Source organism: Methylomonas koyamae (genome assembly GCF_006483455.1).
GTDB lineage: Bacteria > Pseudomonadota > Gammaproteobacteria > Methylococcales > Methylomonadaceae > Methylomonas > Methylomonas koyamae_B.
In genome coordinates, this window is the sequence record NZ_PPPU01000028.1 from 1 (window position 1) to 24835 (window position 24835).

The following is a 24835-nucleotide window of genomic DNA, read 5'->3' on the forward strand; positions in this document are numbered from 1 at the left end:
ATGGAGCCACTTCTGGCTGGTAAAACTGGGCTAGGCCATCTCTGAGGCTCCAGGCGGATACAGCGCGTCTAAGGCCGAAGCGGCGAACACTCCGCCCTGTTCAGCAGTCAAGGGCAAGCGAAATTTATTGACTGTCGGAATAGCCTAATCGGAGAGCTGCCGAACATGTATTCGACCGAATGATGGCGGCTGATCGACGTCGGTTCGACAAGTTTGGCGATTCGGCTCACGGTGAAGCTTGTTTTTGGTGCAATTTTGCCCGGCATTGCGTGGTTTTGGTGCGTTTTCCGAGTTGGTTCATCGCGCAAAGGAGCAAAAAAGGCTTGGAGCGACGTGTTTTTGACTTGGCATTAACTTTGCTTTAACTAAAGCGTGTGTTGTTACTCCTACCTGTTCTCAAGTGTGGACATTACGCCCTAGTTGGAAATCCAAGCAGGGCGTTTTTTTTGCGCGTCACAACTCGATTTGACCGGCCGAATTAAGCTTTTTTAACGAATTCGGATTTCAACTTCATCGCGCCGATGCCGTCGATCTTGCAATCGATGTCGTGGTCGCCTTCCACCAAGCGGATGTTTTTGACACGGGTGCCGACTTTGACCACCAGCGACGAACCTTTGACTTTCAGGTCCTTGATTACGGTGACCGTGTCGCCGTCTTGCAGCGGGTTGCCGTTGGCGTCTTTGATGACCTTGAGGTCGTCACTATGGGCGTCGGCGGCGTCCTGAGTCCATTCGTGAGCGCATAACGAGCAGACGAAATTGTTACCGTCGTGATAGGTGTATTCGGACCCGCACTGCGGGCAATTGGGTAAATCGTTCATTGATTTCGGTCGTTCCGTTCTTGATAAAAGCTGAGCACAGCCGTATTGAGTTAGTCCTGTGCCTGTGCCTGTGGCAGATTGGCCTAGGCCGTTCTTCGGTATGGCCGGGGCAGGGGCGGGTGCCGCGCGCCAGCAGACATCACTGCCAGCGACGGCATCGATTGGTCAGCGGTATTTGACGTGTGGTTTGCCGTTGCCCACGCCAATCTCGCCGATGGTAAATGCGGTTTCGCCTTGCTGTTGCAATATTTGTAACGTGGCCGCTTCGTCGGCGGCGGCGATGCAAACGATCATGCCGATGCCGCAGTTGAATGTCACCAGCATGTCTTCCAAGGCAACGTTGCCTTGTTGCTGTAGCCACTGAAAGATTTCCGGCAATTGCCAACTGCTCAGGTCGATATTGGCTTGCAGGCCTTCAGGCAATACTCGCGGCAAGTTCTCGGTGATACCGCCGCCGGTGATATGGGCCATGGCATGGACCGGAATCGTTTTTAGCAACTCCAGCAGCGGTTTGACGTATATCCGGGTCGGGGTCAGCAAGGTCTCGCCGAGCGGTCTGCCGTTTACCTCGTCGGTCCAGGCGAGTCCGCTGCGTGCCACGATTTTACGGATTAGAGAGTAGCCGTTCGAGTGCGGACCGGAAGCGGCCAGGGCAATCAGTTTGTCGCCGGCTTGAACCAAGCTGCCGTCTATGATGCGGTCTTTTTCGACGATGCCGACGCAAAAGCCGGCCAAGTCGTAGTCGCCATCGGCGTACATGCCCGGCATTTCCGCGGTTTCGCCACCGACCAGAGCGGCGCCGGCCTGCTCGCAACCCAGGCCTATGCCTTCGATAACGCTGGCTGCGGTATCGACCGCCAATTTGCCGGTTGCGAAATAGTCCAGAAAGAACAGCGGTTCCGCGCCTTGCACGACGATGTCGTTGACGCACATTGCCACCAAGTCGATACCGACGCTGTTGTGGATATTTAAATCCAGGGCCAGTTTCAATTTGGTGCCGACGCCGTCGGTGCCGGAAACCAGTACCGGTTGTTTGTAGCGGTCCAGAGGCAATTCGAATAGCGAACCAAAGCCGCCAAGGCCGGCCATCACGCCTGCATTACGGGTTCTGGCAGCGATGGGTTTGATGCGTTCCACCAAAGCGTTGCCCGCTTCGATATCGACACCGGCACTCTTGTAATCCAGGCGGTCTTGTTGTTCGCTCAATGTTGGCCTCTTGTTAAAGTTCAGGTTGAATCGACCGATATTGTACTATATTCCGAATTAATGCTGAGTCAGGGTAGGCGAGTGAGCAAGGTTTTTATGAAACGTAAATCCGTGAGTTGGGGCTTGCTGGTATGGGGTTTGTTGGGCGGAGTCGTAACTGCCGATGCCGTTGAGGTCAAGGGACTTTATGAAATCGAACTGGTGGCCCGCAGCCAATCGGCCGAGGACAGGCTGCAAGCTATCAAACAGGCTATGTATGCGGTATTGAGCCGGGTGTTGGTAGCGGACGACATTTCCAAAATTCCGGCGGTGCAGCAAGCGTTGGCCAGTGCGCAAAACTATGTCAAACAATCGCAATTTTCGCTGATTGCGGCTGACGAGCAACCGGACAATGAGGCGCGCTTGATTCGGGTGCAATTCGACGAAGATCAATTGATGCAAGTCATGCGCGATAGCCATGTCGGGATCTGGAGTGAGATCCGGCCGGAAACCTTGGTCTGGCTGGTAGTCGACGAAGACGGCGTACGCCAGTTTTATAACGCCGACGCCATGCCGGAAGTGGAAAGCGCATTGGCCTTTGCCGCCAAAATCAAAGGTATTCCGATGATTTATCCGATGTTGGATCTGGAAGAGCAGCAAAAGATTTCGGTTAGCGAAGTCCTCAGTGCCGATTCGCGTAATTTACTGGCCGTTTCCGCACGTTACGAAGTGACCTCGGTCATGGCCGGGCGCATCGCCAAAAAAGGCGGTTGCTGGCAAGGCGAGTGGGCGTTTTATTTCGACGGTAAGATCAAGCAGTGGAATGGCGAATGCTTGCCTTTGAAAGCGGCCGCCGTTACCGGCGCCGAAGGCGCTTATCGAGTGCTGTCCAATTATTACGGCGTTAAGCCGTCAGCCAATCAATAAGCTGTAAAGGCCGTAGGCGCCGCCGTAGCTGATCAAAAAATAGAAAAGAGACATCACCAAGCCGGCCGTATTGTTGATGCGCAAAGCGTCTTTGAAAATCCTGCCGATAATGATCAAGTCCCACAGTAAAAACAAGCTTAGCGTCATGTAGCTGGGCGTATCTTCGGCAACGGTCACCCAAAACAGAATTGGCGCCAGGAACAGCGCCACTACGTTCTCGCAGAACAATATCGCCGACGACACTTTAATAAAATCGCCGAAAGTGCCGTTGGTTAGCAATACCAGCGCAATAAAGGCTAAAGTCAGCAAAGTCTCCAGCATCACCTCGAAAATCGAATCGATATCGTCAACCATGTTGAATTGGACGAAGAACACGATTGAGAAATAGAAAATCAGATTGTGCTTAAAGAAACGAGGTGAGGCCGGCAGATTGAGGACCGAGACATTGAGCCAGCACAGCAGAAAATACTGTCTGATGATGTCCATCGTCTCGGTGTCCTAACAGTTGTGGTTTATTCTTCCGTTTCGGAATACGGGTAGGCGTCGTAAGGGCCTCGGTAATCCTGTTGTTGTAAGTGGCTGAACTGGTCGTTCAGCGCTTGGATCAGATCCTTGCTCTGCTCAATCAGGCCGAGCAGGCGTTTCCGGTTCTTTTTGTTTCTGCCGACTGGATCGGTGATCGGCAGCAAAGTTCTCCAGAATCCCAGGCTCTTCTCGAATAAGCCGACAAGATCTTCGCTCAAGTTAAGTTGAGCCTGGCGCTTCAGCAGTTGTTTTATGACGAATTTGGCATTAACCCGGCTGACAATCATATGCAGTGGCGTCATGATCGCGAGCAAAGCCAGGACCATGATCGGGCCGATGATGGGGTCGAATACCAAGTCGAGTATGCCGACTGCGATTTCGGCAAACAGCAATAGCATGATAATGAAGCTCAACACGATCAAGCTCGAAGCATTGGAGCGCTCTTTCCAGGTATTCAGCGCTTCTTCCACTTCAGGCATTATCACTTGATCGATAGCGAGGATGCTGTTTTCCAGCGAATCCAAAATTCGGTAAGAGCGGTCATTGTTGATGTTAGCGAACCGATGATCGAACGGGGTGGTATCTCCGGATTGCGAGAGCACCACAAACTGGCCGGTGTGGATGCCAAGGTTTGCCAACCGGCGTTGCCAGGACGCGGCGATTTCCTGGCTTTTGGCTGGGTCGATACTGATCTCGGAATGATCGACGACAAACAGAAACTTATTGGAATCCTGATGGGCAACGATGGTACTGAGGGTGTCTTTGATCAATTCGGCGTCGGCTTCGAACAAATCCGTAAATACCAAAACCAGATCCGAAATACCAATTACGTAATTCCGTAACAAAGCCGAAATCTGGGATTCCTGATTGGGGTTCAGTACCGGAGCGTCTATGACTAATTTGTTTTTCAATTTGGCGCTATTGGCGGTGACTAGCTCCAAATAAGCGTTGACTTTACCGCCCTCTCCAGTCGCAGTTTGTTCGAGTACGCGGCTGATCTGGTAAAACGGCAGGCGGTGGTCGGCGTCCAGCGCGGTACCCGGTAAAGTGGCTGTGGTCGCTTGCGGCGTATATTGTAGTACTGTGAATTTGTGGCGAGAGGTATTCAGTTGCACGCCAAGATAGCGGTTGATGAATTCGGATTTGGCTGGTGAGTAGCCGCCCAGGGTGCTGACGATAGGCCACCAACTGGTTTTGCGCGCAGTGGTTTCGTCGTTGTCGATCAGGCCCAACTCGAACTCGATTTCATCCAAGTCCTGAAATATTTTTGCGGTTTTCTGCAATATCGGGTCGTTGGCGGCGAATTGCCGCTCGAGATTGATCAGGTGCTTGCTTACCGTTTTCTCCGCCATGATACATGAACCTTATTCTACTAGTTGTGGGGTGTTCATCAGACGGCGGGAGTATACACCGATGGCTTTAATCGGAGTAAAAAAACCTGCCGCCCCAGCAACGGCAGGTCCGGGAGGATGCGGGATGTACGAGTCGGGCGCGGTGGCTTATTCCTTGATATCCAGCTCTTTGATTTTGCGCGTCAGCGTATTACGGCCGTAACCCAGAAGTAAGGCCGCTTCGTGTTTGCGGCCGTGGGTATGGTTCAGCGCCGCCTCGATTAATAAGGTTTCCACCGACGGAATCGCATGTTTAGCGATATCGACTTTACCCGACGAGAGCTGTTGTTTGACCCAGGTTTTGAATTGGTTTTCCCAGTCGCCATTACCGGGCTCATTTACGCTGGTCTCGGCGTGGCTCTGGCTGAGCTCCGGCGGTAGATCCTCGATATGGATTTCCCGGCCCGATGCCATAACTGTGAGCCAGCGGCAAATGTTTTCCAATTGTCTGACGTTGCCCGGCCAACGCAAGGAACTCAGAAACGCTTCGGTATCCGGTCGCAATACTTTGATCTCGGTGTTCAGCTCTTTCGCACTTTGGTAGAGGTAATGCCGCATCAGCAAACCGATATCCTGCCGCCGCTCGCGCAACGGCGGAATATGGATGCGGATTACATTCAAACGGTGAAATAAGTCCTCCCTGAACCGGCCTTGGGCGACCAGTGCCTCCAGATCCTGGTGGGTGGCGGCAATGATGCGGACGTTGACCTTGACCGAGGTGTGGGCGCCGACCGGATAAAACTCGTTATCCGCCAACACTCGCAATAGCCGGGTTTGCAATTCGGCCGGCATGTCGCCGATTTCGTCCAGAAACAAGGTGCCGTTGTTGGCCTGTTCGAAGCGGCCGATGCGGCGGGCTTGGGCGCCGGTAAAGGCACCTTTTTCGTGGCCGAATAGTTCCGACTCCATCAAGTCCTTGGGAATCGCCGCCATGTTTAAGGCGATGAAAGGCTGGTCGGCACGCGGGCTGTGGCGGTGCAGCGCCTTCGCTACCAACTCTTTGCCGGTGCCGGATTCACCGTTGATCAGTACGGTGATATGGGAACGCGCCAAACGGCCTATGGCGCGAAAAACCTCTTGCATCGCCGGGGCTTCGCCGATGATTTCCGGCGTTTCCTGCACCCTTTCCTGTTCCTGAGTGTTGTCGCTATGACGTTGCCGGCTGTGGGCGCAGGCGCGCTGTACGGTTTCGACGACTTCGGTCACGTCGAAGGGTTTGGGCAGGTATTCGAAGGCGCCGCCGTGGAATGCCGATACCGCGCTTTCCAGATCCGAGTGCGCGGTCATCACGATCACCGGCAGCTCGGGGTAGCTGTTTTGAATGTTGCGCAGCAGCTCGAAACCGTCCATGCCGGGCATCCTGATGTCGGTGATCAACACGTGCGGCAAGCCGTGGGGCAGCGATTTCAACAAATCGCCGGCATTGGAGAAGCTCTGCGTGTTGGCTCCGGCTTTCTGCAAGGCTTTTTCGAGTACCCAGCGAATGGATTTGTCATCATCGACAATCCAGACCTTGTCAGGAATTTGCATGATTTTGCTCCAAGGGTAGGTAGATGGAAAACACGGTGTGGCCGGGTTCGCTTTCGCATTCGATCAGGCCGTTGTGTTGATTGATCAAGGATTGCGCGATCGATAGCCCCAGCCCGGTTCCTTCGGCGCGGCCGGTGATCATCGGGTAAAAAATTTGTCCCATCAGCTCGGGTTTGATGCCGGGGCCGTTGTCGATGATGTCTATTTTTACCGTCAGCCGGTAGCGTTTACGGCCGATCGTCATATGCCGTTGTACCCGGGTCTTGATGGTGATCTCGCCGTCGCTCTGTAACGCTTGCACCGCGTTGCGGACGATGTTCAGAATCGCCTGAATCAGCTGGTTTTTGTCGGCGAAAATCTCTGGAATGCTGGGGTCGTAGTTGGTTTCCAAGACGATGCCTTTGGTCGATTCCGCCGCAACCAGGTGGCGGACGCGTTCCAGGACTTCGTGGATGTTCAGCTGGCTCTTATTCGCCGGCTTGTTCGGGCCCAGCATTTTGTCCATCAGGTCTTGCAAGCGATCGGATTCGGCAATGATGATTTGGGTGTATTCCTTCAATTCCGGGTCTTGTAACTCCAAATCCAGCAATTGCGCCGCACCGCGCAGCCCGCCCAGCGGGTTCTTGATCTCATGAGCCAGACCGCGGACCAGCATCCGACTGGTGTTTTGCTGGGCCAGCAATTGCTCTTCCTTGGTAATGCGCAGATGGCGGTCCACTTGCTGTAGCTCAATTAATATCTCGCTGAGTTCGCCGTCTTCCAGTAACGGCGTCGCGCTGAGATTTACGGTAATCGACTGGTTAAGCCGTTCTAGGATCAGCTCTCTATCGACCAGGGGTTCCAGCATGTACAGACGCGGCAATAATTCATTAAACAAGCTGCTGTGTGCGGTTTTGAATAGTTTGTGCGCCGTGTGGCCAAGCAAATGCTTGGCGCTGTCTGCTAACAGCATTTCGCCTGCCGGGTTAATGTAGATTAATCGCAAATCCTTATCGAACAGCAGGATTGCTTCGTTTAAGTGATCGAGTATTTTTTTGTGCACTGGAAACGGATATCCTTAAAAGTCCTGTTTAGCTAAAGCAATATGTACGCCAATGTCCGGATTCTCAGGGCGGATGCACCTTGCCGGGCGAAGTTGCCTATGGTGCGCTTATTTTAGTGCATATGCTGGAGCAAAAGCACCAAAGTGGTGCGCTGTATTGCGGTCGCCGGTTTTCAGGGTGCCCGGCTTTTAAGGCTAACTGGACTTGGGAGGGGGTTACCGATCATCTCGGTGCGACTTAAATAACAAGGTTGATGCTGTTGAGTTGCCTTGTGGCCGATCAGAGTCGATAGTCAATGGTCAGCGGTGCGTGGTCGCTGAACCGCTGTTGTTTGTATATCTGCGCTGCGGCTGCCTTGTTGCCGATTCCTGGCGTGGCGATCTGGTAATCGATGCGCCATCCGACATTCTTAGCCCAAGCTTGGCCACGATTGCTCCACCACGTGTAACATTCGTCTGTGGTGTCGGGATATAAATAACGGTAGGTATCTACCCAACCGAGTTCTGCCAACACCTGTGTCATCCAGTTTCTTTCTTCCGGTAAAAATCCGGAATTTTTCTGATTGCCGCGCCAGTTTTTTAAATCGGCCGGGCGGTGGGCGATGTTCCAGTCGCCGCACACGACGACTTCGCGGCCGCTGCCGATCAAGTCGGCTAAATGGGGAAGAAATCGCTCCATGACACTGAACTTGACAGCCTGGCGCTCTGCGCTGCTGGAACCGGACGGCAGGTACAGCGAGACAATCGATAGATTGCCGACTCGAATTTCCAGATAACGGCCTTCGCTGTCGATATCAAGGTGGCCCAGGCCCTCGATGACCGTATCGGCCGGCACCTTGCTATAGATGCCGACACCGCTGTAACCCTTTTTCTCGGCGTAATGAAAGTAACCGTATAGCCCGGCGGGCCTTAACATCTCGGCGGTCAGGTTTTGGGCTTGGGCCTTGAGTTCTTGTAAGCAGACGAAATCGGCGTTTTGGTCTGCCAGCCAGTCGTAGAAACCTTTGTTGGCTGCGGAGCGAATGCCGTTCAAGTTGGCGGAAATAATGCGAAGCATGGGGATACTTTGGGATGGGTTCCGGTCGTAACGAGCGACATAAAAAACCCCGCTAAGCCTTGAAGCTTGCGGGGTTTTGAGCCGGTTTCGGCCTGCGCGAGACAGGCTTAACCTTTACAGGCTGTAGTACATATCCAGCTCAACCGGGTGAGTGCTCATGCGCAGGCGAGTTACATCTTGTTTTTTCAGTTCGATGTAGCCGTCGATCACGTCGTCGGTGAATACGCCGCCGCGGGTCAGGAACTCGCGGTCTTTGTCCAAAGCATCCAGCGCTTCGTCGAAAGAGAAGGCCACTTGCGGGATGGCTTTTTCTTCTTCTGGCGGCAAGTCGTACAGGTCTTTATCCATCGCTTCACCTGGGTGAATTTTGTTTTGGATACCGTCAAGACCGGCCATCAGCATGGCGGAGAACGCCAGGTATGGGTTAGCGGTGGAGTCAGGGAAGCGGACTTCGATACGGCGACCTTTTGGGTTGGTGACGTAAGGAATCCGGATGGACGCAGAGCGGTTACGTGCTGAGTAAGCCAGCATCACCGGTGCTTCGAAGCCTGGTACCAAGCGTTTGTAGCTGTTGGTTGACGCGTTAGTAATCGCGTTCAGGGCTTTAGCGTGTTTGATGATACCGCCGATGTAGTACAGAGCGGTTTCTGACAGGCCGCCATACAGGTTGCCGGTGAACAGGTTGACGCCGCCTTTGGCCAGAGATTGGTGGACGTGCATGCCGCTGCCGTTGTCGCCGACCAGTGGTTTCGGCATGAAAGTAGCGGTTTTGCCGTAAGCGTGAGCGATGTTGGCGATGACGTATTTCAATTCCAACACTTCGTCGGCTTTTTTAACCAGGGTGTTGAATTTGGAACCGATTTCGCATTGACCGGCAGTGGCCACTTCGTGGTGGTGCACTTCGATGGTTTGACCCATTTCTTCCAGCACCAAGCACATGGCGGAACGCATGTCTTGGAATGAATCGACTGGCGGAACCGGGAAATAACCGCCTTTTACGCCAGGACGGTGGCCGATGTTGCCGTTTTCGTAAACTTTTTCCGAGTTCCAGCCGGCTTCTTCGGAGTCGATTTGGTAAGAGCAGCCGCCCATGCCGGCGCTCCAGCGTACGTCGTCGAAAATGAAGAATTCGTTTTCAGGGCCGAACAATGCGGTGTCGGCGATGCCGGTAGATTGCATGTAAGCTTCTGCGCGTTTGGCGATGGAACGCGGGTCGCGGGCGTAACCTTGCATGTCTTTCGGTTCGATGATATCGCAACGCAAGATCAGCGTTTTGTCGTCGAAGAACGGATCGATTTTGGCGGTGCTGGGATCCGGCATCAGAATCATGTCGGATTCGTTAATGTGTTTCCAACCGGCGATGGAAGAGCCATCGAACATGTTGCCTTCTTCAAAGGTGTCTTCGTCGATGGTGTGCGCAGGGAAAGTGACGTGTTGTTCCTTGCCGCGGGTATCGCAGAAGCGGAAATCGACGAATTTAATGTCGTTTTCCTGAATCATTTTTAGTACGTTATCTACTGACATCGGCCAAAATCTCCTAGTGGATGGTTATTGTTTTAGGTTTAAAAAACCGGCGCTTACCATAGCATCAATTGCTAACAAGAGCCAGAAAAATCAAAGCTTCCAGCGTGCCTAAATCACCCTGGAAGCGTCTTGTGATTGCTTGTCGGCGAGCGGGGTAGAGCTTAGAAAGTCACGACCACATCGGCGGTAAACAGAAACTGGCTTTGCCGAGTGCCGTTATCGAACGCTCTGGCGTCGTCGGTAAAGTCATAACGCAAGTTTGGTCTCAGATTCAGCCATTTTGCCGGCTTGTAACTCATGCCGGCAGTTACGGCATAGTAGCTTGAGCCTTCTTGGGTATAGCTGGCAAGGTAGTTGCCGCCGCAGGCGAAGTTGTCGCCTTGGTTAGCGGATGCAGCATAGCAGCGGCCTGGGCCGTAAACTCTGATGCCGTTGTGGTCGCGGAACCATTCGGCTCTTAAACCGGCCGATACTTTGTCGTTGACGTCGTAAATCAAATATTGGTTGATGCCATACCATTCCGCGTCGCCGTTGCCGCTGGCATCAGCTGGTAGCCAAATGTTTTGGGCGAAGCCGTGGTCATGCTGAATGATGTAATGCAGCTTGTCGGTGAAATTGTGTTTGCCGACCACGCTATACATTGACCAGCTATCGTTAACATGCTCGGCACGTTTGCCTGCGGTAGACGTAATCGCTAGAGAGGTGCCTGCGTCGTCGCTTGTCCAGGTTACGCCTCCCAGCCAGGCCCAGTTACCCAAATCGCGGTCCCAGTTACCGTCCCAGCCGCCAGTGCTGCTACCGGTAACGGCGCCACCCATTACGGTCCAGTTTGGATTGAACGCATAGGTCGCTAATACCCCTGTATGGGTGAAAGGCTCGCCGTACTGCATCGTATAAGGTTTGGTGATGAAGAAATTGTCCGGCGCGGTTACGACTTCGTAACCAATGGGGGTGTAAAAGTGACCGAGTTTGACGTCGATACCGTTACCAAACGGCAGGTTGATTTCCGCATAGGCCTGGGGTAAGGCTAAGCCGTAAAAGCGCTCGCCGTTACCACTCAAGCCCAAATCCCAGCTGCCGCGTTCGCTGGCTTCAAGCGTTTTAGGATCAAATCCCGGGGAGCCGTATGCTTGAGTGAAAATCGCGTCGGTTCCGTACATGGCGTCGACTCGTCCGCCGATATCGAAAGCATCGCCGCCGACAGTAACGGCTTTTTGGAAATATAGGTAGAACTGGTTGACCTGGAATTCGCCACTGCGGTCGTTGAACGTGACCGGGCCGTTAAAACCATCGCCGTTGCTGCTCATGTTCGCGCCAATGCTGGCGTTAAACCATCCGCCCAACTTCAGATTGTGGTCCTGCATGAATTTGCTTTCGTTGGGATCGATGCCGGCTGCGCTGAGCAAACCGGGAGCTTGGCTCCAGGTTTCGGCAGTGGCGCTACCGCAGCACAGCGCGATGACGGCCGCCAACGAAGTGTTCGCAGTAAGTTTGAGTGATGGAAGGATTATTTTCATAGGTTTACCTCTTGGTGTGTGACTACTGCATTAAGAATAGCATTTTTGGGGCCAATTTCATTTTAATAAAAAATCAATAAGATACGTTTGTTTGTTCCGGTTTTTTTGAACCTAAACGGTGCAATTCCGATTTTGTGATTTATTTTGGTGCGGAGGAAGTTTGCTTAGACTAATCAATCAGATGAAGAGACTTATCGTCAATGTTTGAGTTTGTGCTTGAAGAGATGGGTCGTGGTGGTGCATGTCTGTGCCGGATGCACCATCTGAGTGCGAATCTATTTGGTTTCGGCGGGGGATTTGTAACAACCGCTTATAAATCACGGACATAAATAGTGGCATGCATCATGCTTCGTCGGTTTCGGGATTTTACTAACTGAAGCAACGAGGTGTTGAACTATGAAACTGATCACAGCGGTGGTTAAGCCGTTCAAGCTGGACGACGTGCGCGAAGCGCTGTCGGATATCGGCGTGTCGGGCGTAACGGTGACCGAGGTTAAGGGTTTCGGCAGGCAGAAGGGCCATACCGAACTGTATCGCGGCGCCGAATACGTCGTCGACTTTTTACCGAAGGCCAAGATCGAAGTTGCGGTGGCCGATGCGTTGCTCGATCAAGCAGTGGAAGCCATCGTCAAGGTCGCCAATACCGGCAAGATCGGCGACGGCAAGATTTTTGTCACTAATCTGGAACAGGTGGTTCGGATCAGAACCGGCGAATCCGGCGAAGAAGCTCTTTAACATCAAGATGGGGAAACAAACAATGAGATATTTAACAAGCATGGCGCTGTTAGCGCTGTTTGGGCTATCCGGCGCGGCGTTTGCGCAAGAAGCGGCCGCACCGGCGGTACAAGCCACGATTAACAAAGGCGACACCGCTTGGATGATAGTGGCCACAGTGTTGGTGGCGTTGATGGTAATTCCGGGGCTGGCTTTGTTCTACGGCGGTATGGTGCGAGCAAAAAACATGCTGTCGATTTTGATGCAGGTTTTCGTGATTTTCTCGTTGACGGCGATCTTGTGGGCCACCTACGGCTACAGTATCGCCTTCACCGAGGGCAATGCGTTCTTCGGTGGATTCAGCAAGGCCTTCCTGAGCGGTATCACGCCGGATTCGATGGCGGCGACCTTTAGCAAAGGCGTTTACGTGCCTGAGTATATTTACGTCGCGTTCCAGTTGACGTTTTCGGCAATTACCCCGGCTTTGATCGTCGGTGCTTTTGCCGAACGGGTTAAATTCTCTGCAGTGCTGTTGTTTACCGTATTGTGGTTTAGCTTCTGCTACCTGCCGATGGCGCATATGGTTTGGTACTGGGCCGGCCCGGATGCATACACCGATGCCGCAGCGGCGGAAACGGCAGGCGCTACAGCCGGGTTTCTGTTCCAAAAAGGTGCGCTGGATTTCGCCGGCGGTACCGTGGTGCACATTAACGCCGGTATTGCCGGCCTAGTCGGTTGTTTGATGATCGGCAAACGTATCGGCTATGGCAAAGAATTCATCGCGCCGCATAGCGTAACGATGAACATGATCGGTGCGTCGTTGCTGTGGATAGGCTGGTTCGGCTTCAACGCCGGTTCCAACCTGGAAGCCAACGGCTTGGCGGCGATGGTGTTCTTGAACACTCTGCTGGCTGCCGCCGCCGCGACCCTGGCCTGGATGGCCGCAGAATGGCTGGTACGCGGTAAACCCAGCATGTTGGGCGCCACCTCCGGCGCGGTAGCCGGCTTGGTTGCAATTACCCCGGCTTGCGGATGGGCTGGTCCAATGGGATCGATCGCGCTGGGTCTGGTGGTGGGCGCCGTGTGTTTCTGGTCTGTCACTTACCTTAAACACGCTTTGAGCTACGACGATTCGTTGGATGCCTTCGGCGTGCACGGTATCGGCGGCATCATCGGCGCGTTGGGTACTGCCGTTGTCGCCAGTCCGGCGTTGGGCGGTTCCGGAGTATGGGATTACGTTACCAATGCTACGGCACCGGACTACAGCATTCTGACCCAGCTCGGCAGCCAAGCCTGGGGTGTTGGTGTCGCCATTGTCTGGTCCGGCGTCGTATCGTTCATCGCGTTCAAAATTGCCGATGTGGCACTGGGTTTGCGAGTCAGCGAAGCCACCGAACGCGAGGGTCTGGACGTTACCGAGCACGGCGAGACCGCTTACCACAGTTAATTGCTACGCGTACCGAAATGCTTGAGGGAACGGGCGATCAATTACAGGTCGCCCGTTTCAGTTAGCTCGGGATGTCTTGTCAGTAACGCGGCTGGCTAAATTGTAGGTTGCGGCGGAATTCTTTATCATTGGCCGCAACTGTCACGAAACAGCACGTTAACCATTCGATTTTTTGGGGATAGCATGAAACTAATTACAGCAATCATTAAACCGTTCAAATTGGACGACGTTAGAGAGGCCTTGTCCGAAATCGGCGTGGCCGGTGTGACGGCGACCGAAGTCAAAGGCTTCGGCCGGCAAAAAGGCCACACCGAACTGTACCGCGGTGCCGAGTACGTGGTGGATTTTCTGCCGAAGGTGAAATTGGAGATTGCGGTGGCCGACCAGATTGTCGACCAGGCCGTGGAAACCATCGTCAAGGCTGCCAATACCGGCAAAATCGGCGACGGTAAAATCTTCGTTACCAATCTGGAGCAAATCATTCGCATCAGAACCGGCGAGACCGGGGAAGACGCGATTTGATGCACCGATAATAATCAGAAAGTCGGGCGTAAGATCGGCAAAAATCGCCCTGGTCTGCGGGTAAAACGTAGACCAGGGCGATTTTGTTGTTTATAGCCCGTCAAAAAACAACACAACAATATTCGTGATAGACCATGACAACAATTATAAGAGCGTTAACGCTCATCGCCTCCACCTGGGCATTACCCGTTTCGGCGTTCGCCGATGAATTAAACCAGGCCAACACCGCCTGGGTTCTCACCTCCACCGCGTTGGTCTTGTTCATGACCATACCGGGCTTGTCGCTGTTTTACGGCGGTCTGGTCAGAAGCAAAAACGTGCTGTCGGTGTTAATGCAGTGTTTTTCGATTACCTGTTTGGTTTCTTTGCTCTGGCTGGCCGGTGTTTACAGCTTTATCTTCGCCGACGGCGGCGATTGGCAGCCGTGGTTGGGTGGCGCCTCCAAGATCTTTCTGCCGGATATGGGCATCCGCAGTTTGACCGGCGACATCCCGGAAACCGTGTTTTTCATGTTCCAAATGACGTTCGCGATCATCACGCCGGCACTGATCGTCGGCGCCTTTGCCGAACGCATGAAATTTTCGGCGATGCTCTGGTTCAGCGGGTTGTGGCTGGTTTTCGTCTACATGCCGATTTGCCACTGGATTTGGGGTAACGGCTGGTTGGCGGCGCTGGGCGCTAAGGACTTCGCCGGCGGCATCGTGATTCATGTCAATGCCGGGGTTGCGTCGCTGGTTGCGGCATTGGTGTTGGGCCGGCGCAAAGGTTTTCCGACCGTGGCGATGCCGCCGCACAATATGACGATGGTGGTTACCGGCGCCGGCATGCTTTGGTTCGGTTGGTTCGGTTTCAACGGCGGTAGTGCGCTGAAGTCGGACGGGTCGGCCGGAATGGCGATTGTCGTGACCCATATCGCGGCGGCGGCCGGCGCCTTGACCTGGATGACGATCGAATGGCTGCGCTATAGTAAACCCAGCGTTTTGGGCATCGTTACCGGCATGGTGGCCGGGTTGGGCACCATTACGCCGGCCTCCGGCTTCGTTGGGCCTATCGGCGGCTTGATAATCGGCGTGGTCGCGGGCGGCGTCTGCTTCTATGCCACCCAATTCGTCAAGCGTCGCTTGAAAATCGATGATTCGTTGGACGTGTTTCCGGTACACGGCGTCGGCGGCTGCGTCGGCTCCGTTCTCACCGGCGTGTTTGCGGCCGAGAGTTTCGGTGGGCTGGGGCTGAACGGCGTCAGCATCGGTCACCAAGTGGCAATCCAGACCCTGGCGGTGCTGGTGACCGCCGCCTGGAGCGGTGTTTTCAGTTACGGCTTGTTGAAGATTTTGGATGTGCTGATCGGTCTGCGGGTCACAGACGATGAAGAGCAGCAAGGCCTGGATATCGTGCTGCACGAAGAGACCGGCTACCACAATCTGTAAACTGCGGCATTGCAGGTTAGAATAACCGGCTGACTCAACAGGCGGGGTGTGCCAACACCCCGCTACCGCTATTTTAAGCCGAGATTTCCATGCCAATCACACTCCAAGCTCTGGAACCCATCATTCGCGCCGCCGGCAGTGTGGCGATGAATTATTTCAACGATCTGCCCAATCTGGCCGTCAACAAAAAAAGCGCGCGCGATTTAGTGACCGACGCTGACGTTGCCGTCGAAAATTATCTGAAACAAGCGCTGACCGAACATTGCCCGGAATACGGTTTCTGGGGCGAGGAGAGCGGTCAGACCGCCAATCAAACCAGTCGCTGGATCGTCGATCCGATTGATGGCACCCATTCCTTTTCCAAGGGCCAATATTTCTGGGGCATCAGCGTTGCGTTGGAAATCGACGGCGAACTGATCATGGGCGTAGTCTACGGCCCTGCTTTAGACGACTATTACTGCGCCGAGAAAGGCAAGGGCGCCTGGAAAAACGGCAAACCGATCCGGGTCTCCGACGAAACCGATCTCGGCGCCAGCATGGTTTCGACCGGCTTTGCCTGCCTGCGCCAATATCTTACCGACAACAATCTGGCGCGCTTCGCCCGCATCGCCCAAGCTACCACCGGCCAACGCCGTCTGGGTTCGGCCGCATTGGATTTATGCACCGTCGCCGATGGCCAAGTCGATGCGTTTTGGGAGCAGGAATTGAATCTGTACGACGTCGCCGGCGGCGCCCTGGTCGTGATGGAAGCCGGCGGCACCGTCACCGATTTCGCCGGCAATCCCGGCGTGTTTCCCAAACAAATCCTGGCCACCAACGGCAAATTGCTCGATCAAATCTTGCCGTTGATGTAGCTAGCGGTGACGGTCAGGCTGGTTTGGTATCGGCTAATCCCGCAATACCGCATTGCGCCGGTCGGCTTGTTTCAGTACGCCGCCCAGGATCCACATCTGGTACATCGACACGGTCCACATGAAGGCGAAGGAGATGCCAAGCCCGGCGCCGGCGACGATGATCAGCCAGGCGAAGTGCGGGTTTAACTTGGTCAGCCACCAGGAGGCGATGTCGACCAGCAAAAACAAATAGGGCATGACGATGGCCGGATACTTGTATTTGCACGGTACGCCGGTGCTGAAGCTAAAGATCAGGCCGACGAACATGAAAATAAAACTGATGCCGAACAAATGAATGTGGGACAGCCGGGTCAACGAGGCAAAGGTGGCGCCTTCGTTGGATTCGGATACCTTTTTCAGGTTTTCGAATTTGGAAAAATCCGGTAACGAGCCCGCATTGGCGTTGTGACACATCACGCAGTTCTTTTCGACGATGGGTTTGATGTCGGCGTTATAAGACGCTTCGGCGGCCCCGTCGCGCACCCACTGGATAATCTTGAACCGATCCTGGTCCGGTGCGTTCATTTTCATCGAGCCGTTCAGTTTCGATTCCAGTACCGAACCCGAGCGATCGCCGTAGTAACTGTAGACGATGTCGTCCAGCGACAAGCCGAACTTGCCGTCGGCCATGCCGTGAGTGAACAAGATTTGGGTCAGCGCCATCAAGTAACCGGCGCCGATGGTGACCAGATAGCCGGTGAACAGCAACTTGATACATGTGCCGAAGCTGACTAGATTCGCGCCTTTGTAGGCATATTTAACGGGAATATTGGGTTCGGTCGACATAGGTTGTCCGGTCGCTGAGTTGACGGAGCAGGCGTGAATGGGCGGCCGCGATTTGCGGCCGCCCGGCCAGCCTGGTTACTTTTTGACGTTTTGGTAGAAAAAGCCTAGTTCATTGATCTCGTCTTCGCTGAGCGATTCGGCTAGCAAACGCATCCTGCTGTAGATGTCGTTACGGCGGCTACCGGTTTTAAAAGCCTTTAAGGTCGCGACCAAATATTCGGCATTTTGGCCGGCCAGGGCCGGGATATCCATTTCCTGGCCTTGACCGTTACCGCCGTGGCAAACTTCGCATGGCGGCAAAATCCGGTCGCTGCTGCCTGCCGAAACCAGCTTTTCCGCCAGTTCATAGACCATCGGGCTGCGCGATTTGAATGCCGGCGGCCGGGTAGAAAACCACGCCGCCAAGTCGGCCGCATCCTGCTTGCTTAGCGATTTGGCCAAGCCCGACATCATCGGATTGTCGCGGCTGCCGTCGGCGTAATCGCGCAACTGCTTGTACAGGTAGGTCGGTAGCTGGCCGGCCAGCGATGGCGTGCCGGGCATCGTGCTGATGCCGTTTTCGCCGTGGCAAGCCGCACAGGTTTTGGCCAGTTCCTGGCCTTTCTGCGGGTTGCCGGCTTTGGCAAAGTTCAGCTCCGCGGCGGTCCAGGCCACTTGCGACGACGGTTGCGCCGCCAATGCGCTCGGCAACAGCAAGACTGTAGTGAGTATCAGTTTTTTCATGATCAGACCCCCCATCTGCCTGAACCAAAGGTTTCCATCAAGAAAAATTGCAGAATCGGATAACCGAAGGCAATCAGCATGAATACGGCGATGATGGCGTTCCACAAGCCGAAGCTGTTCAGGTAGCCGGGTAATTCCTTGACGGCATGGATCGGTTCGGCGTATTCGACCTCGCCCTTATAGCTTTCCTGGCTGGTTTGGGTTTTATACAGGATATAGATCAGCAAACCGGCCGAGCCCAGTAGAATCAGGCCGCCGAATATCATCGTCACCTCGTACGGTTCCCAGGACAGCGTCAACAAGTTGTTGTAGTGCACGCTGTCGATCCGGCGCGGTTGGCCGAGCAGGCCCAAAATGTGCCAGGGCGTGGTCATGATGATCATGCCGATAAACCAGCTCCACAGTTGGGCGATCGCCAGCGACGGGCAATACAGCGGTTTGCCGCTCAACACCGGCCAGAAGTAATAGGCGATACCGAAGTACATGATGATGGTGGTGCCGCCGAAGATCAGATGGAAATGGCCGGAAATCCAGGCAGTGTTATGTACCATCGCGTTCATCGCGTAACTGGCGTTGATCAAGCCGCCGAAGCCGCCGAAGATCAGCATCAGTAGGCCCAGTATCAAGGCCAGAACCATCGGGTTGTTCCAGGGCAGCGCCGCGATCCAGCCGAACAGTCCTTTGCCGCCACGCAAACGGCCGGCGATTTCCAGCGAGGCAATCACGGTAAAGCCGGTAATGAAGGTCGGTAAGGTCACGACGAAGGTGCCGACCGCGTGCAGCAGTTTCCAGCCGTGGCCTTGTTCCGGGTCCATATACAGATGATGGAAGCCGATAGGCAAGCTGAATACCACCAACAGGATGAAGGCGGCGCGGGCCATTTCGTCGCTGAACAAAAAGCCGCCGGCTTGTTTCGGTACCAGACAGTAAAACGCGGTGTAGGTCGGAATCAGCCAGAAGTAGACGATAGGATGCAGGGTCCAGGCGAAAAGGGTGCGGGCCAAGCCGGCGTCGATGGTGTCGATCCAACCCAATGCCCACGGGATTAACTGGAACAACACTTCTGCAGCGACGCCGACGCTGGTCCACAACCACAGGATCGCATTGCCGGTGGTGGCGAACATCGCCAGCGGCACCGGTACGCCGGGGTTGGCCTTTTTCCATTGCATATACATGACGATCATCGACACGCACCAGAACCAGGAGCCGACCACCAACAAGGTGGCGCCGATATAGAACAACGGGTGCGCCTTCAACGGCGGATAAAAGGTAAACAGCACCGAAGCCTGGCCAAATAGCAAGGGCAGCGCCGCCATGACCACGCCGGCCAAGGCTACGCCGAAACCGGTCCAGGCGAAGGTTTTATTCCACACCGGCAATTTCAGCGTGCTGGTGGCGACGTAATAGCCGAAGCCCATGATGAAAAAGGTGGTCAACACAAAGCCCATCAGCACGCCGTGGGTACTGACCGAGGCGTAATAAACCTCGCGCGATTCCAGAAAGCTAAAGAAGCCGCTGCGTTCGATGACTTGATACAGGCCCATCACCGCGGCCAAGCCGAAGGCGCCGAAGGCGACCCAGAAATGGGTCAGCGCCAATTTTTTTTCTACGCTGTTATCCATGGTTTGCTCCCCCTTGTTTGTTGAGCGCTTCCCATTGCGCCTTGCTGACCACCTTGATGTTGCTCCACATATGGGCGTGGCCCATGCCGCAATATTCGTTGCACAGCAGCGGATAGTCGCCGGCATGATGCAGTTCGGTTTGGACTTGAGCGACATAACCCGGCACGATCATCGTGCTCATGTTCGTCATCGGGATGTGCACACCGTGGATCACGTCCAGACTGACCCAGCGAAAGGTGATTTTGGTTTCCGCCGGCAGGGTCAGGGTTTTCGGATAAAAGCCGTACCGTCCGGCCACCATCCGCACCGTGACGCTGCCGTCCGGGTTGATACTGGCGCCTAATTTGTCTTCGGCAAATTCTGCGGACAAATGCAGTTTTGCCGAATCGATGGTCTCCACGTTACTCGGGGCGTGGATACCGTGGACCAAGGCGGAACCCAGAATCACCGCAACAAAAAGGCCGGCGATGCCCAAGGCAATGCCGGCCCATCTTTTTTCCAGTCGGTCGATATGCATGGCAGCCTCCTAGCCGATATGGCCGCGGGGCAGAAATACCCCGTAATACATCAGCAGCCACGCAATCACCATGCCGCCGCCGACGATCAACATCAAAGCCCAGGTGCCGACCGGCGAGCTCTCCAGGATTTTTTTGCGTTCTTCTTCAGTGAGATTGTTCATATCCTTCCTTTCTTGTATGCGTTTGTGACAGGAGTTGAGTTGGCAACCAACGGCATGAACAGCACAGGCTCCGTCATTCTTGCTGATGACTTAACCAGCCGATTGCTGTGGTAATCATAACCTTAGCCCCCGTCGGATCGAAAGCGAAAATTCAATGTAATTAATTGGTTGTAATCCAAAGTTACTATCAATCTCAGTATTGGGTCCCGGTATTGGCTGCAGTATTTCGCGATGGTCGCGGTGCTTGGCTTCGGCTTGGTATAATGGCCGACTTTTTCCAAATGACTGGGTTTGTCAAGATGAACATCACTGACTATATGCAGCAGTTAGGGCGACAGGCCAGGCGCGCCGGCCGCGAGATCAGTAAGGCCGATAGCGGTCGTAAAAACAACGCGCTGCTGAATATCGCCGCCATGCTCGAGGCCGACAGCGGCACATTAGCCAGCGAAAACCGCAAGGATCTTGATGTCGGCCGGGCTAACGGCATGGATGCGGCCACGTTGGATAGGCTGGAACTGACGCCGGCCCGCATCGGAGCGATGGTCGAGGGTTTGAAGCAAGTCGCGGCGTTGCCGGACCCGGTAGGTGAAATTAGCAATCTCGGGTATCGGCCCAGCGGTATTCAGGTCGGCCAGATGCGAGTGCCCTTGGGCGTGATCGGCATCATCTACGAGTCGCGGCCCAACGTTACCGTCGATGCGGCGGCCTTGTGCTTGAAATCCGGCAATGCCTGTATTTTGCGCGGCGGCTCGGAATCGATTCACTCCAATCGGGCGATTGCCGCCTGCATCGCCAAGGGTTTGGCCGCGGCCGGCCTGCCGGAACAGGTGGTACAGGTAGTCGAAACCACCGATCGGGCCGCGGTTGGCGAATTGATCCGGCTGCAGCAATATGTTGACGTGATTGTACCGCGCGGCGGCAAGAGCCTGATCGAGCGGATCAGCGCCGAAGCGACGATCCCGGTGATCAAGCATTTGGATGGGATTTGCCACGTCTATATCGACGGTAAAGCCGACATCGACAAGGCCGTAGCGATTGCGATGAACGCCAAAACCCACCGCTATGGTGTCTGCAATGCGATGGAAACCCTGCTCGTCGCCGAGAGCATCGCTCCGGCGGTACTGCCGGTTTTGGCCGAAAAATACGCGGAGCAGGGCGTCGAATTGCGAGGTTGCCTGAAAACCTGTTCCTTAGTGAAACAGGCCGTCCGCGCCAGCGAAGCAGACTGGCATACCGAATATCTGGCGCCGATTTTGTCGATCAAGATCGTGGCCGATATCGACGAAGCGATAGACCACATCAATACCTATAGCTCGGCCCACACCGAAGCCATCGTCACAGAGGACTACACCTTGGCGCGGCGCTTTTTGCGCGAGGTGGATTCCAGCTCGGTGATGGTCAACGCCTCCACCCGCTTTGCCGACGGTTTCGAATACGGTTTGGGCGCCGAAATCGGCATCAGCACCGACAAACTGCACGCCCGCGGACCGGTAGGATTGCACGGCCTGACGTCATTGAAATACATCGTGCTTGGCGACGGCCATATTCGCCAGTAAATGATCGGCGTTTACGGCGGCACTTTCAATCCGGTCCATTTCGGCCATTTACGCACGGCGCTGGAAGTCAAGGAGCGGTTCAAACTGCAGCGCCTGCACCTGATTCCATGCCGGCTGCCGGCCCATCGCGGCCAACCCGAGGCCGACGCCGAGATTCGGATGCAGATGCTGGCCGCCGCGGTGGCGGATACGCCTGGGTTTTACGCCGACAGGCGCGAGCTGGAGCGCGACGGGCCTTCGTATATGGTCGATACTTTGGCGGCATTGCGGAGCGAGTTAGCGGGCGATACGCCATTAGTGCTGTTCATCGGTGCCGATGCCTTTGCCGGTTTGGAGCGCTGGTACCGATGGCAGCACCTGTTCGAGTTCGCCCACATCGTCGTGATGACCAGACCCGGTTTTCAACCCGGGCCGTTACCGGTTTTTTTGCAACAGCGGGTCGTCGACGATGCCGGTGTGTTGAGCGTCGAAGCGGCCGGACGGGTGTTCTTTCAACCGGTGACGGCCTTGGCGATTTCCGCAACTGAAATCCGTCGTTTAATCGCGGCTGGCCGCAGTCCGCAGTTTTTATTGCCTGATCGGGTTATTGCTTTGATCCGTCAGCATCAACTTTATCAAGCAACTACTGATCAATAGGAATTGGAATGCAATCAGAAGATTTAGTGAAACTGGTCGAAACCGAACTCGACCTCCGCAAAGGCCTGAATATCAAAACCATCGATGTGCGGGGTAAGACCAGTATCACCGATTTTATGGTGATCGCTACCGGTACCTCATCGCGGCATGCCAAATCGTTGTGCGATTACGTGCTCGAAAAGGTGAAAGAGAGCGGGCTGCAAGCTTTGGGTATGGAAGGCGACCAAAGTTCGGATTGGATCTTGCTGGATTTGGGCGACGTGATCGTACACGTGATGACGGGACAGGCGCGTGAACTTTATCAATTAGAGAAGTTGTGGTCGGTAGCCGGCGATGCGGCCAGGGCCTGACCTCGCCGGCGCGTAAGCAAATTGCTTGCCGGGTCGAGCTAAACTTTCAGGCTGATCCTAAAGAATAATTCTGCTCTGCCGATGACTCAGGCATAGAGTGGAGGGTTTATGAAAGCATTGCGAATAATCGGTTTAGCGGCATGTTTGGGATTAGCGGCGTGTACCAGCCTGAGCGGCAAGAATGCGGAGTCGGTGCAGCAGACTAAAACCTTGCGCGCCAGCGGTTTCAGCAGTTTCGACAACAGCGGTCGGCTTTCGGTCAACCAGCGTTGGTTGCAAGCGCAACAGGCGGCCAAGCTTGAGGCATTCCGCGGTTTGGCGGACCAGTTGTACCGGGAGCCGCTCGACAACGGCGATACGGTCGGCGCAAAAGTGATGCGCGATGAAACCTATCGTGTCTATCTCGATACCTATCTACGCGGCGCTGCCGCCTCGGATTACCGCACCGTAAAGGACAACTTGAAAGCAACATTGGAGTTGCAACTCAGTCCGCGGTTTTACCGGTGCATGAGTGGCGGTGCCGGTAACGTCAATCAATGTTTGCAGGAAGAAAATAAGGTTCCGTTTACCCGATTGGGTTATAAGGAAGCGACGGTCACATCCGCCAATCTGGCTTGCGGTGTGCGTGACTGTAATGATCTGTATTACGTCAGCGGTTTCTCTAAACAACCGAACCTGCTGGACGACGTTTTGTTGGATGCCGGCTTTTACGACGCGCAAGGTATCGTCAATACCGGTGCTCGCGGATTTCTGCAATACTTTCTATTCAATGGCTTCTTTAATACGCTTTAACAGTCTGATTGCACCGATGTTGGCGATCCTATTGGTCGCCTGCGACGGCTCGTTGATGCGTAAATACGGCGCCGGCGACGGGGCGGTTGACGCATCGGGCCGCCAAACCACAGTGCAAGGGGCTGCGCAAATCGGCGTCGGCGGTGTCGAGGAAGCCCGGCGTGCAGCGATCGACGACGCAGTGATGCGCGCTTCTTCGCATTTGAAACGCAGCAATGCCGGGTCGGTCATCAGTGACGTCAAGGTGGTTGACGAATGGCAAGACGGCGAGGTCTACCGGGTTCAGGCCTTGGCAGTATTGTCCGAGCGTCAGCATTGTGCTTCGCCTTACCGCAAAAAGATCGTTGCTACCGGTTTTCCGATCATGAACGCCGAACAGGTGAGTAGCAGCGAAAGCCAGGATTTGTTTAGCGGTATCCCGCGCGAAATCAATAATCGCTTAATGGAAACCGGCGATTTTATCGGCCGTAATCTGACCAACGCCGTATTGTATTCCCGCCCCGACATCGCGCCGGAAATCCTGTCGCCGACAGGCTCGGCCGAGTCGGTGATCGTTAACGTCGCCCGCCAATACAATGCCCAGTTCGTGTTGTCCGGCGTGATACGCGGGTTTCGCACCGAATCGACCGAATATGTGCGGGGTACGGGGGTGTTGGCGGAAATCAAATCCATGACCAGGGAATTTATCGGTCGACGCAGTATCGATTTCGACGTCTTCGTCCACGATGGTTTCAGCGGCGCGCTGTTATTCCAGCAGCGTTACAGTGCCTCTATCCTGGGCGACGTGTCGCTGCCGAACGGCTATAACGTCGGCAGCGAGCGTTTCAACGACACGCCGTCCGGGCATAAAATCGACGAATTGATTCAGCAGGCCAGTGCGGATTTGCATCGGCTATTCGGCTGTTACCCATTCACGACCCGCGTGCTGGAGTCGACCCATAACCGAATCGTGATCGCGGCCGGTGCTCAGGACAAAATCAAAGCGGGAGACAAGTTGATGATATTTTCCGCTGCCGGGATTGCGCCGGATGGACGCGGAATGAGCGAGTCGATCGGAATTTTGACCGTCTCGGAAGTTAGTGCCAACACGGCGGCCGGTAGTCTGGACTCGGGGGCGACTCGGGTGGTTCGACCGGGAGACTGGGTGAAAAGTTTTGCTTCGCCGTAAGG

The 24835-nt window shown here is 54.8% G+C and carries 25 protein-coding genes; 11 read left to right on the top strand and 14 right to left on the bottom strand.

Annotated features, from left to right (window positions below):
- Positions 1-478: 478 nt before the first annotated feature.
- On the bottom strand, positions 479-820 hold the full coding sequence (locus tag C2U68_RS14825) for a zinc ribbon domain-containing protein YjdM (RefSeq protein WP_140913253.1): 342 nt from the start codon (positions 818-820) through the stop codon (positions 479-481).
- 165 nt (positions 821-985) lie between these two features.
- Complete coding sequence (purM, locus tag C2U68_RS14830) at positions 986-2026, bottom strand: phosphoribosylformylglycinamidine cyclo-ligase (protein WP_140913254.1); 1041 nt, start codon at positions 2024-2026, stop codon at positions 986-988.
- Between the two features lie 96 nt (positions 2027-2122).
- Between purM and C2U68_RS14835 the strand changes: the two genes are divergently transcribed.
- On the top strand, positions 2123-2932 hold the full coding sequence (locus C2U68_RS14835) for a DUF2066 domain-containing protein (RefSeq protein WP_260839365.1): 810 nt from the start codon (positions 2123-2125) through the stop codon (positions 2930-2932).
- Here C2U68_RS14835 and C2U68_RS14840 read toward each other — a convergent pair.
- From C2U68_RS14840 to C2U68_RS14870, 7 genes are all read right to left on the bottom strand, one after another.
- On the bottom strand, positions 2918-3418 hold the full coding sequence (locus tag C2U68_RS14840) for a hypothetical protein (RefSeq protein WP_140913256.1): 501 nt from the start codon (positions 3416-3418) through the stop codon (positions 2918-2920). The two genes, C2U68_RS14835 and C2U68_RS14840, sit on opposite strands and share 15 nt — an antisense overlap.
- Positions 3419-3444: 26 nt before the next feature.
- On the bottom strand, positions 3445-4809 hold the full coding sequence (locus tag C2U68_RS14845) for a hypothetical protein (protein WP_140913257.1): 1365 nt from the start codon (positions 4807-4809) through the stop codon (positions 3445-3447).
- Between the two features lie 147 nt (positions 4810-4956).
- Complete coding sequence (gene ntrC / locus C2U68_RS14850; RefSeq protein WP_140913258.1) at positions 4957-6378, bottom strand: nitrogen regulation protein NR(I); 1422 nt, start codon at positions 6376-6378, stop codon at positions 4957-4959.
- A complete protein-coding gene (glnL, locus tag C2U68_RS14855) occupies positions 6365-7420 on the bottom strand; it encodes a nitrogen regulation protein NR(II) (RefSeq protein ID WP_140913259.1) in 1056 nt (351 codons plus the stop codon). The genes ntrC and glnL overlap by 14 nt, the downstream gene beginning before the upstream one ends.
- Before the next feature lie 280 nt (positions 7421-7700).
- Complete coding sequence (locus C2U68_RS14860; protein WP_140913260.1) at positions 7701-8477, bottom strand: exodeoxyribonuclease III; 777 nt, start codon at positions 8475-8477, stop codon at positions 7701-7703.
- Positions 8478-8591: 114 nt separating this feature from the next.
- Positions 8592-10001, bottom strand: a complete 1410-nt coding sequence (gene glnA, locus C2U68_RS14865; protein WP_140913261.1) for a glutamate--ammonia ligase — start codon at positions 9999-10001, stop codon at positions 8592-8594.
- Positions 10002-10162: 161 nt separating this feature from the next.
- On the bottom strand, positions 10163-11518 hold the full coding sequence (locus C2U68_RS14870; RefSeq protein ID WP_222101918.1) for a porin: 1356 nt from the start codon (positions 11516-11518) through the stop codon (positions 10163-10165).
- Between the two features lie 396 nt (positions 11519-11914).
- On the opposite strand from C2U68_RS14870, the gene C2U68_RS14875 reads away from it, so the two are divergent.
- The 5 genes from C2U68_RS14875 (at position 11915) to C2U68_RS14895 (ending at position 16482) form a co-directional block, all read left to right on the top strand.
- On the top strand, positions 11915-12253 hold the full coding sequence (locus tag C2U68_RS14875; RefSeq protein WP_064024325.1) for a P-II family nitrogen regulator: 339 nt from the start codon (positions 11915-11917) through the stop codon (positions 12251-12253).
- Positions 12254-12275: 22 nt separating this feature from the next.
- On the top strand, positions 12276-13679 hold the full coding sequence (locus C2U68_RS14880) for an ammonium transporter (protein WP_140913262.1): 1404 nt from the start codon (positions 12276-12278) through the stop codon (positions 13677-13679).
- 183 nt (positions 13680-13862) lie between these two features.
- The gene (gene glnK / locus C2U68_RS14885; protein WP_140913263.1) at positions 13863-14201 is read left to right on the top strand and encodes a P-II family nitrogen regulator; all 339 of its coding nucleotides are present in this window, start codon (positions 13863-13865) and stop codon (positions 14199-14201) included.
- A 134-nt stretch (positions 14202-14335) separates the two neighbouring features.
- Entirely contained in the window at positions 14336-15628 is a 1293-nt protein-coding gene (locus tag C2U68_RS14890) for an ammonium transporter (protein ID WP_140913264.1), read from the top strand.
- Between the two features lie 89 nt (positions 15629-15717).
- Complete coding sequence (locus C2U68_RS14895; RefSeq protein ID WP_140913265.1) at positions 15718-16482, top strand: inositol monophosphatase family protein; 765 nt, start codon at positions 15718-15720, stop codon at positions 16480-16482.
- A 33-nt stretch (positions 16483-16515) separates the two neighbouring features.
- Here C2U68_RS14895 and C2U68_RS14900 read toward each other — a convergent pair whose 3' ends face one another.
- The 5 genes from C2U68_RS14900 to C2U68_RS21255 form a co-directional block, all read right to left on the bottom strand.
- Complete coding sequence (locus tag C2U68_RS14900; protein WP_186289627.1) at positions 16516-17307, bottom strand: elongation factor-1 alpha; 792 nt, start codon at positions 17305-17307, stop codon at positions 16516-16518.
- Positions 17308-17382: 75 nt separating this feature from the next.
- Positions 17383-18030, bottom strand: a complete 648-nt coding sequence (locus C2U68_RS14905; protein ID WP_186289628.1) for a c-type cytochrome — start codon at positions 18028-18030, stop codon at positions 17383-17385.
- 2 nt (positions 18031-18032) lie between these two features.
- Complete coding sequence (locus C2U68_RS14910; protein WP_140913267.1) at positions 18033-19652, bottom strand: b(o/a)3-type cytochrome-c oxidase subunit 1; 1620 nt, start codon at positions 19650-19652, stop codon at positions 18033-18035.
- Positions 19645-20169: a cytochrome C oxidase subunit II gene (locus C2U68_RS14915; RefSeq protein WP_140913268.1), complete on the bottom strand. Its 525-nt coding sequence runs from the start codon at positions 20167-20169 to the stop codon at positions 19645-19647. The genes C2U68_RS14910 and C2U68_RS14915 overlap by 8 nt, the downstream gene beginning before the upstream one ends.
- Before the next feature lie 9 nt (positions 20170-20178).
- Positions 20179-20331, bottom strand: coding sequence for a hypothetical protein (locus C2U68_RS21255; protein ID WP_054758538.1), 153 nt, complete (start codon positions 20329-20331; stop codon positions 20179-20181).
- A gap of 299 nt (positions 20332-20630) precedes the next feature.
- Here C2U68_RS21255 and C2U68_RS14920 point away from each other — a divergent pair, with 299 nt between their 5' ends.
- From C2U68_RS14920 to C2U68_RS14940, 5 genes are all read left to right on the top strand, one after another.
- Positions 20631-21887: a glutamate-5-semialdehyde dehydrogenase gene (locus C2U68_RS14920; protein WP_140913269.1), complete on the top strand. Its 1257-nt coding sequence runs from the start codon at positions 20631-20633 to the stop codon at positions 21885-21887.
- Positions 21888-22523 carry a nicotinate-nucleotide adenylyltransferase gene (gene nadD / locus C2U68_RS14925; RefSeq protein ID WP_140913270.1) on the top strand — a complete coding sequence of 212 codons (636 nt, stop codon included), beginning with the start codon at positions 21888-21890 and terminating at the stop codon, positions 22521-22523. It abuts the gene before it with no gap.
- Positions 22524-22531: 8 nt separating this feature from the next.
- The gene (rsfS, locus tag C2U68_RS14930) at positions 22532-22873 is read left to right on the top strand and encodes a ribosome silencing factor (protein ID WP_140913271.1); all 342 of its coding nucleotides are present in this window, start codon (positions 22532-22534) and stop codon (positions 22871-22873) included.
- Positions 22874-22981: 108 nt separating this feature from the next.
- Complete coding sequence (locus C2U68_RS14935) at positions 22982-23665, top strand: hypothetical protein (RefSeq protein ID WP_140913272.1); 684 nt, start codon at positions 22982-22984, stop codon at positions 23663-23665.
- A 16-nt stretch (positions 23666-23681) separates the two neighbouring features.
- Complete coding sequence (locus C2U68_RS14940) at positions 23682-24833, top strand: flagella assembly protein FlgT middle domain-containing protein (RefSeq protein ID WP_260839366.1); 1152 nt, start codon at positions 23682-23684, stop codon at positions 24831-24833.
- Positions 24834-24835: the final 2 nt, after the last annotated feature.

Coding starts and splice junctions, on each gene's coding strand:
- C2U68_RS14880 (WP_140913262.1), top strand. CDS start 12,276: ATGAGATATTTAACAAGCATGGCGCTGTTAGCGCTGTTTGGGCTATCC.
- C2U68_RS14935 (WP_140913272.1), top strand. CDS start 22,982: ATGAAAGCATTGCGAATAATCGGTTTAGCGGCATGTTTGGGATTAGCG.
- C2U68_RS14860 (WP_140913260.1), bottom strand. CDS start 8,477: ATGCTTCGCATTATTTCCGCCAACTTGAACGGCATTCGCTCCGCAGCC.
- C2U68_RS14825 (WP_140913253.1), bottom strand. CDS start 820: ATGAACGATTTACCCAATTGCCCGCAGTGCGGGTCCGAATACACCTAT.
- C2U68_RS21255 (WP_054758538.1), bottom strand. CDS start 20,331: ATGAACAATCTCACTGAAGAAGAACGCAAAAAAATCCTGGAGAGCTCG.
- glnK (WP_140913263.1), top strand. CDS start 13,863: ATGAAACTAATTACAGCAATCATTAAACCGTTCAAATTGGACGACGTT.
- C2U68_RS14915 (WP_140913268.1), bottom strand. CDS start 20,169: ATGCATATCGACCGACTGGAAAAAAGATGGGCCGGCATTGCCTTGGGC.
- rsfS (WP_140913271.1), top strand. CDS start 22,532: ATGCAATCAGAAGATTTAGTGAAACTGGTCGAAACCGAACTCGACCTC.
- C2U68_RS14895 (WP_140913265.1), top strand. CDS start 15,718: ATGCCAATCACACTCCAAGCTCTGGAACCCATCATTCGCGCCGCCGGC.
- C2U68_RS14920 (WP_140913269.1), top strand. CDS start 20,631: ATGAACATCACTGACTATATGCAGCAGTTAGGGCGACAGGCCAGGCGC.
- glnA (WP_140913261.1), bottom strand. CDS start 10,001: ATGTCAGTAGATAACGTACTAAAAATGATTCAGGAAAACGACATTAAA.
- C2U68_RS14835 (WP_260839365.1), top strand. CDS start 2,123: ATGAAACGTAAATCCGTGAGTTGGGGCTTGCTGGTATGGGGTTTGTTG.
- C2U68_RS14910 (WP_140913267.1), bottom strand. CDS start 19,652: ATGGATAACAGCGTAGAAAAAAAATTGGCGCTGACCCATTTCTGGGTC.
- nadD (WP_140913270.1), top strand. CDS start 21,888: ATGATCGGCGTTTACGGCGGCACTTTCAATCCGGTCCATTTCGGCCAT.
- C2U68_RS14845 (WP_140913257.1), bottom strand. CDS start 4,809: ATGGCGGAGAAAACGGTAAGCAAGCACCTGATCAATCTCGAGCGGCAA.
- C2U68_RS14900 (WP_186289627.1), bottom strand. CDS start 17,307: ATGTCGACCGAACCCAATATTCCCGTTAAATATGCCTACAAAGGCGCG.
- ntrC (WP_140913258.1), bottom strand. CDS start 6,378: ATGCAAATTCCTGACAAGGTCTGGATTGTCGATGATGACAAATCCATT.
- C2U68_RS14840 (WP_140913256.1), bottom strand. CDS start 3,418: ATGGACATCATCAGACAGTATTTTCTGCTGTGCTGGCTCAATGTCTCG.
- C2U68_RS14940 (WP_260839366.1), top strand. CDS start 23,682: ATGTTGGCGATCCTATTGGTCGCCTGCGACGGCTCGTTGATGCGTAAA.
- C2U68_RS14890 (WP_140913264.1), top strand. CDS start 14,336: ATGACAACAATTATAAGAGCGTTAACGCTCATCGCCTCCACCTGGGCA.
- C2U68_RS14905 (WP_186289628.1), bottom strand. CDS start 18,030: ATGAAAAAACTGATACTCACTACAGTCTTGCTGTTGCCGAGCGCATTG.
- C2U68_RS14870 (WP_222101918.1), bottom strand. CDS start 11,518: ATGAAAATAATCCTTCCATCACTCAAACTTACTGCGAACACTTCGTTG.
- C2U68_RS14875 (WP_064024325.1), top strand. CDS start 11,915: ATGAAACTGATCACAGCGGTGGTTAAGCCGTTCAAGCTGGACGACGTG.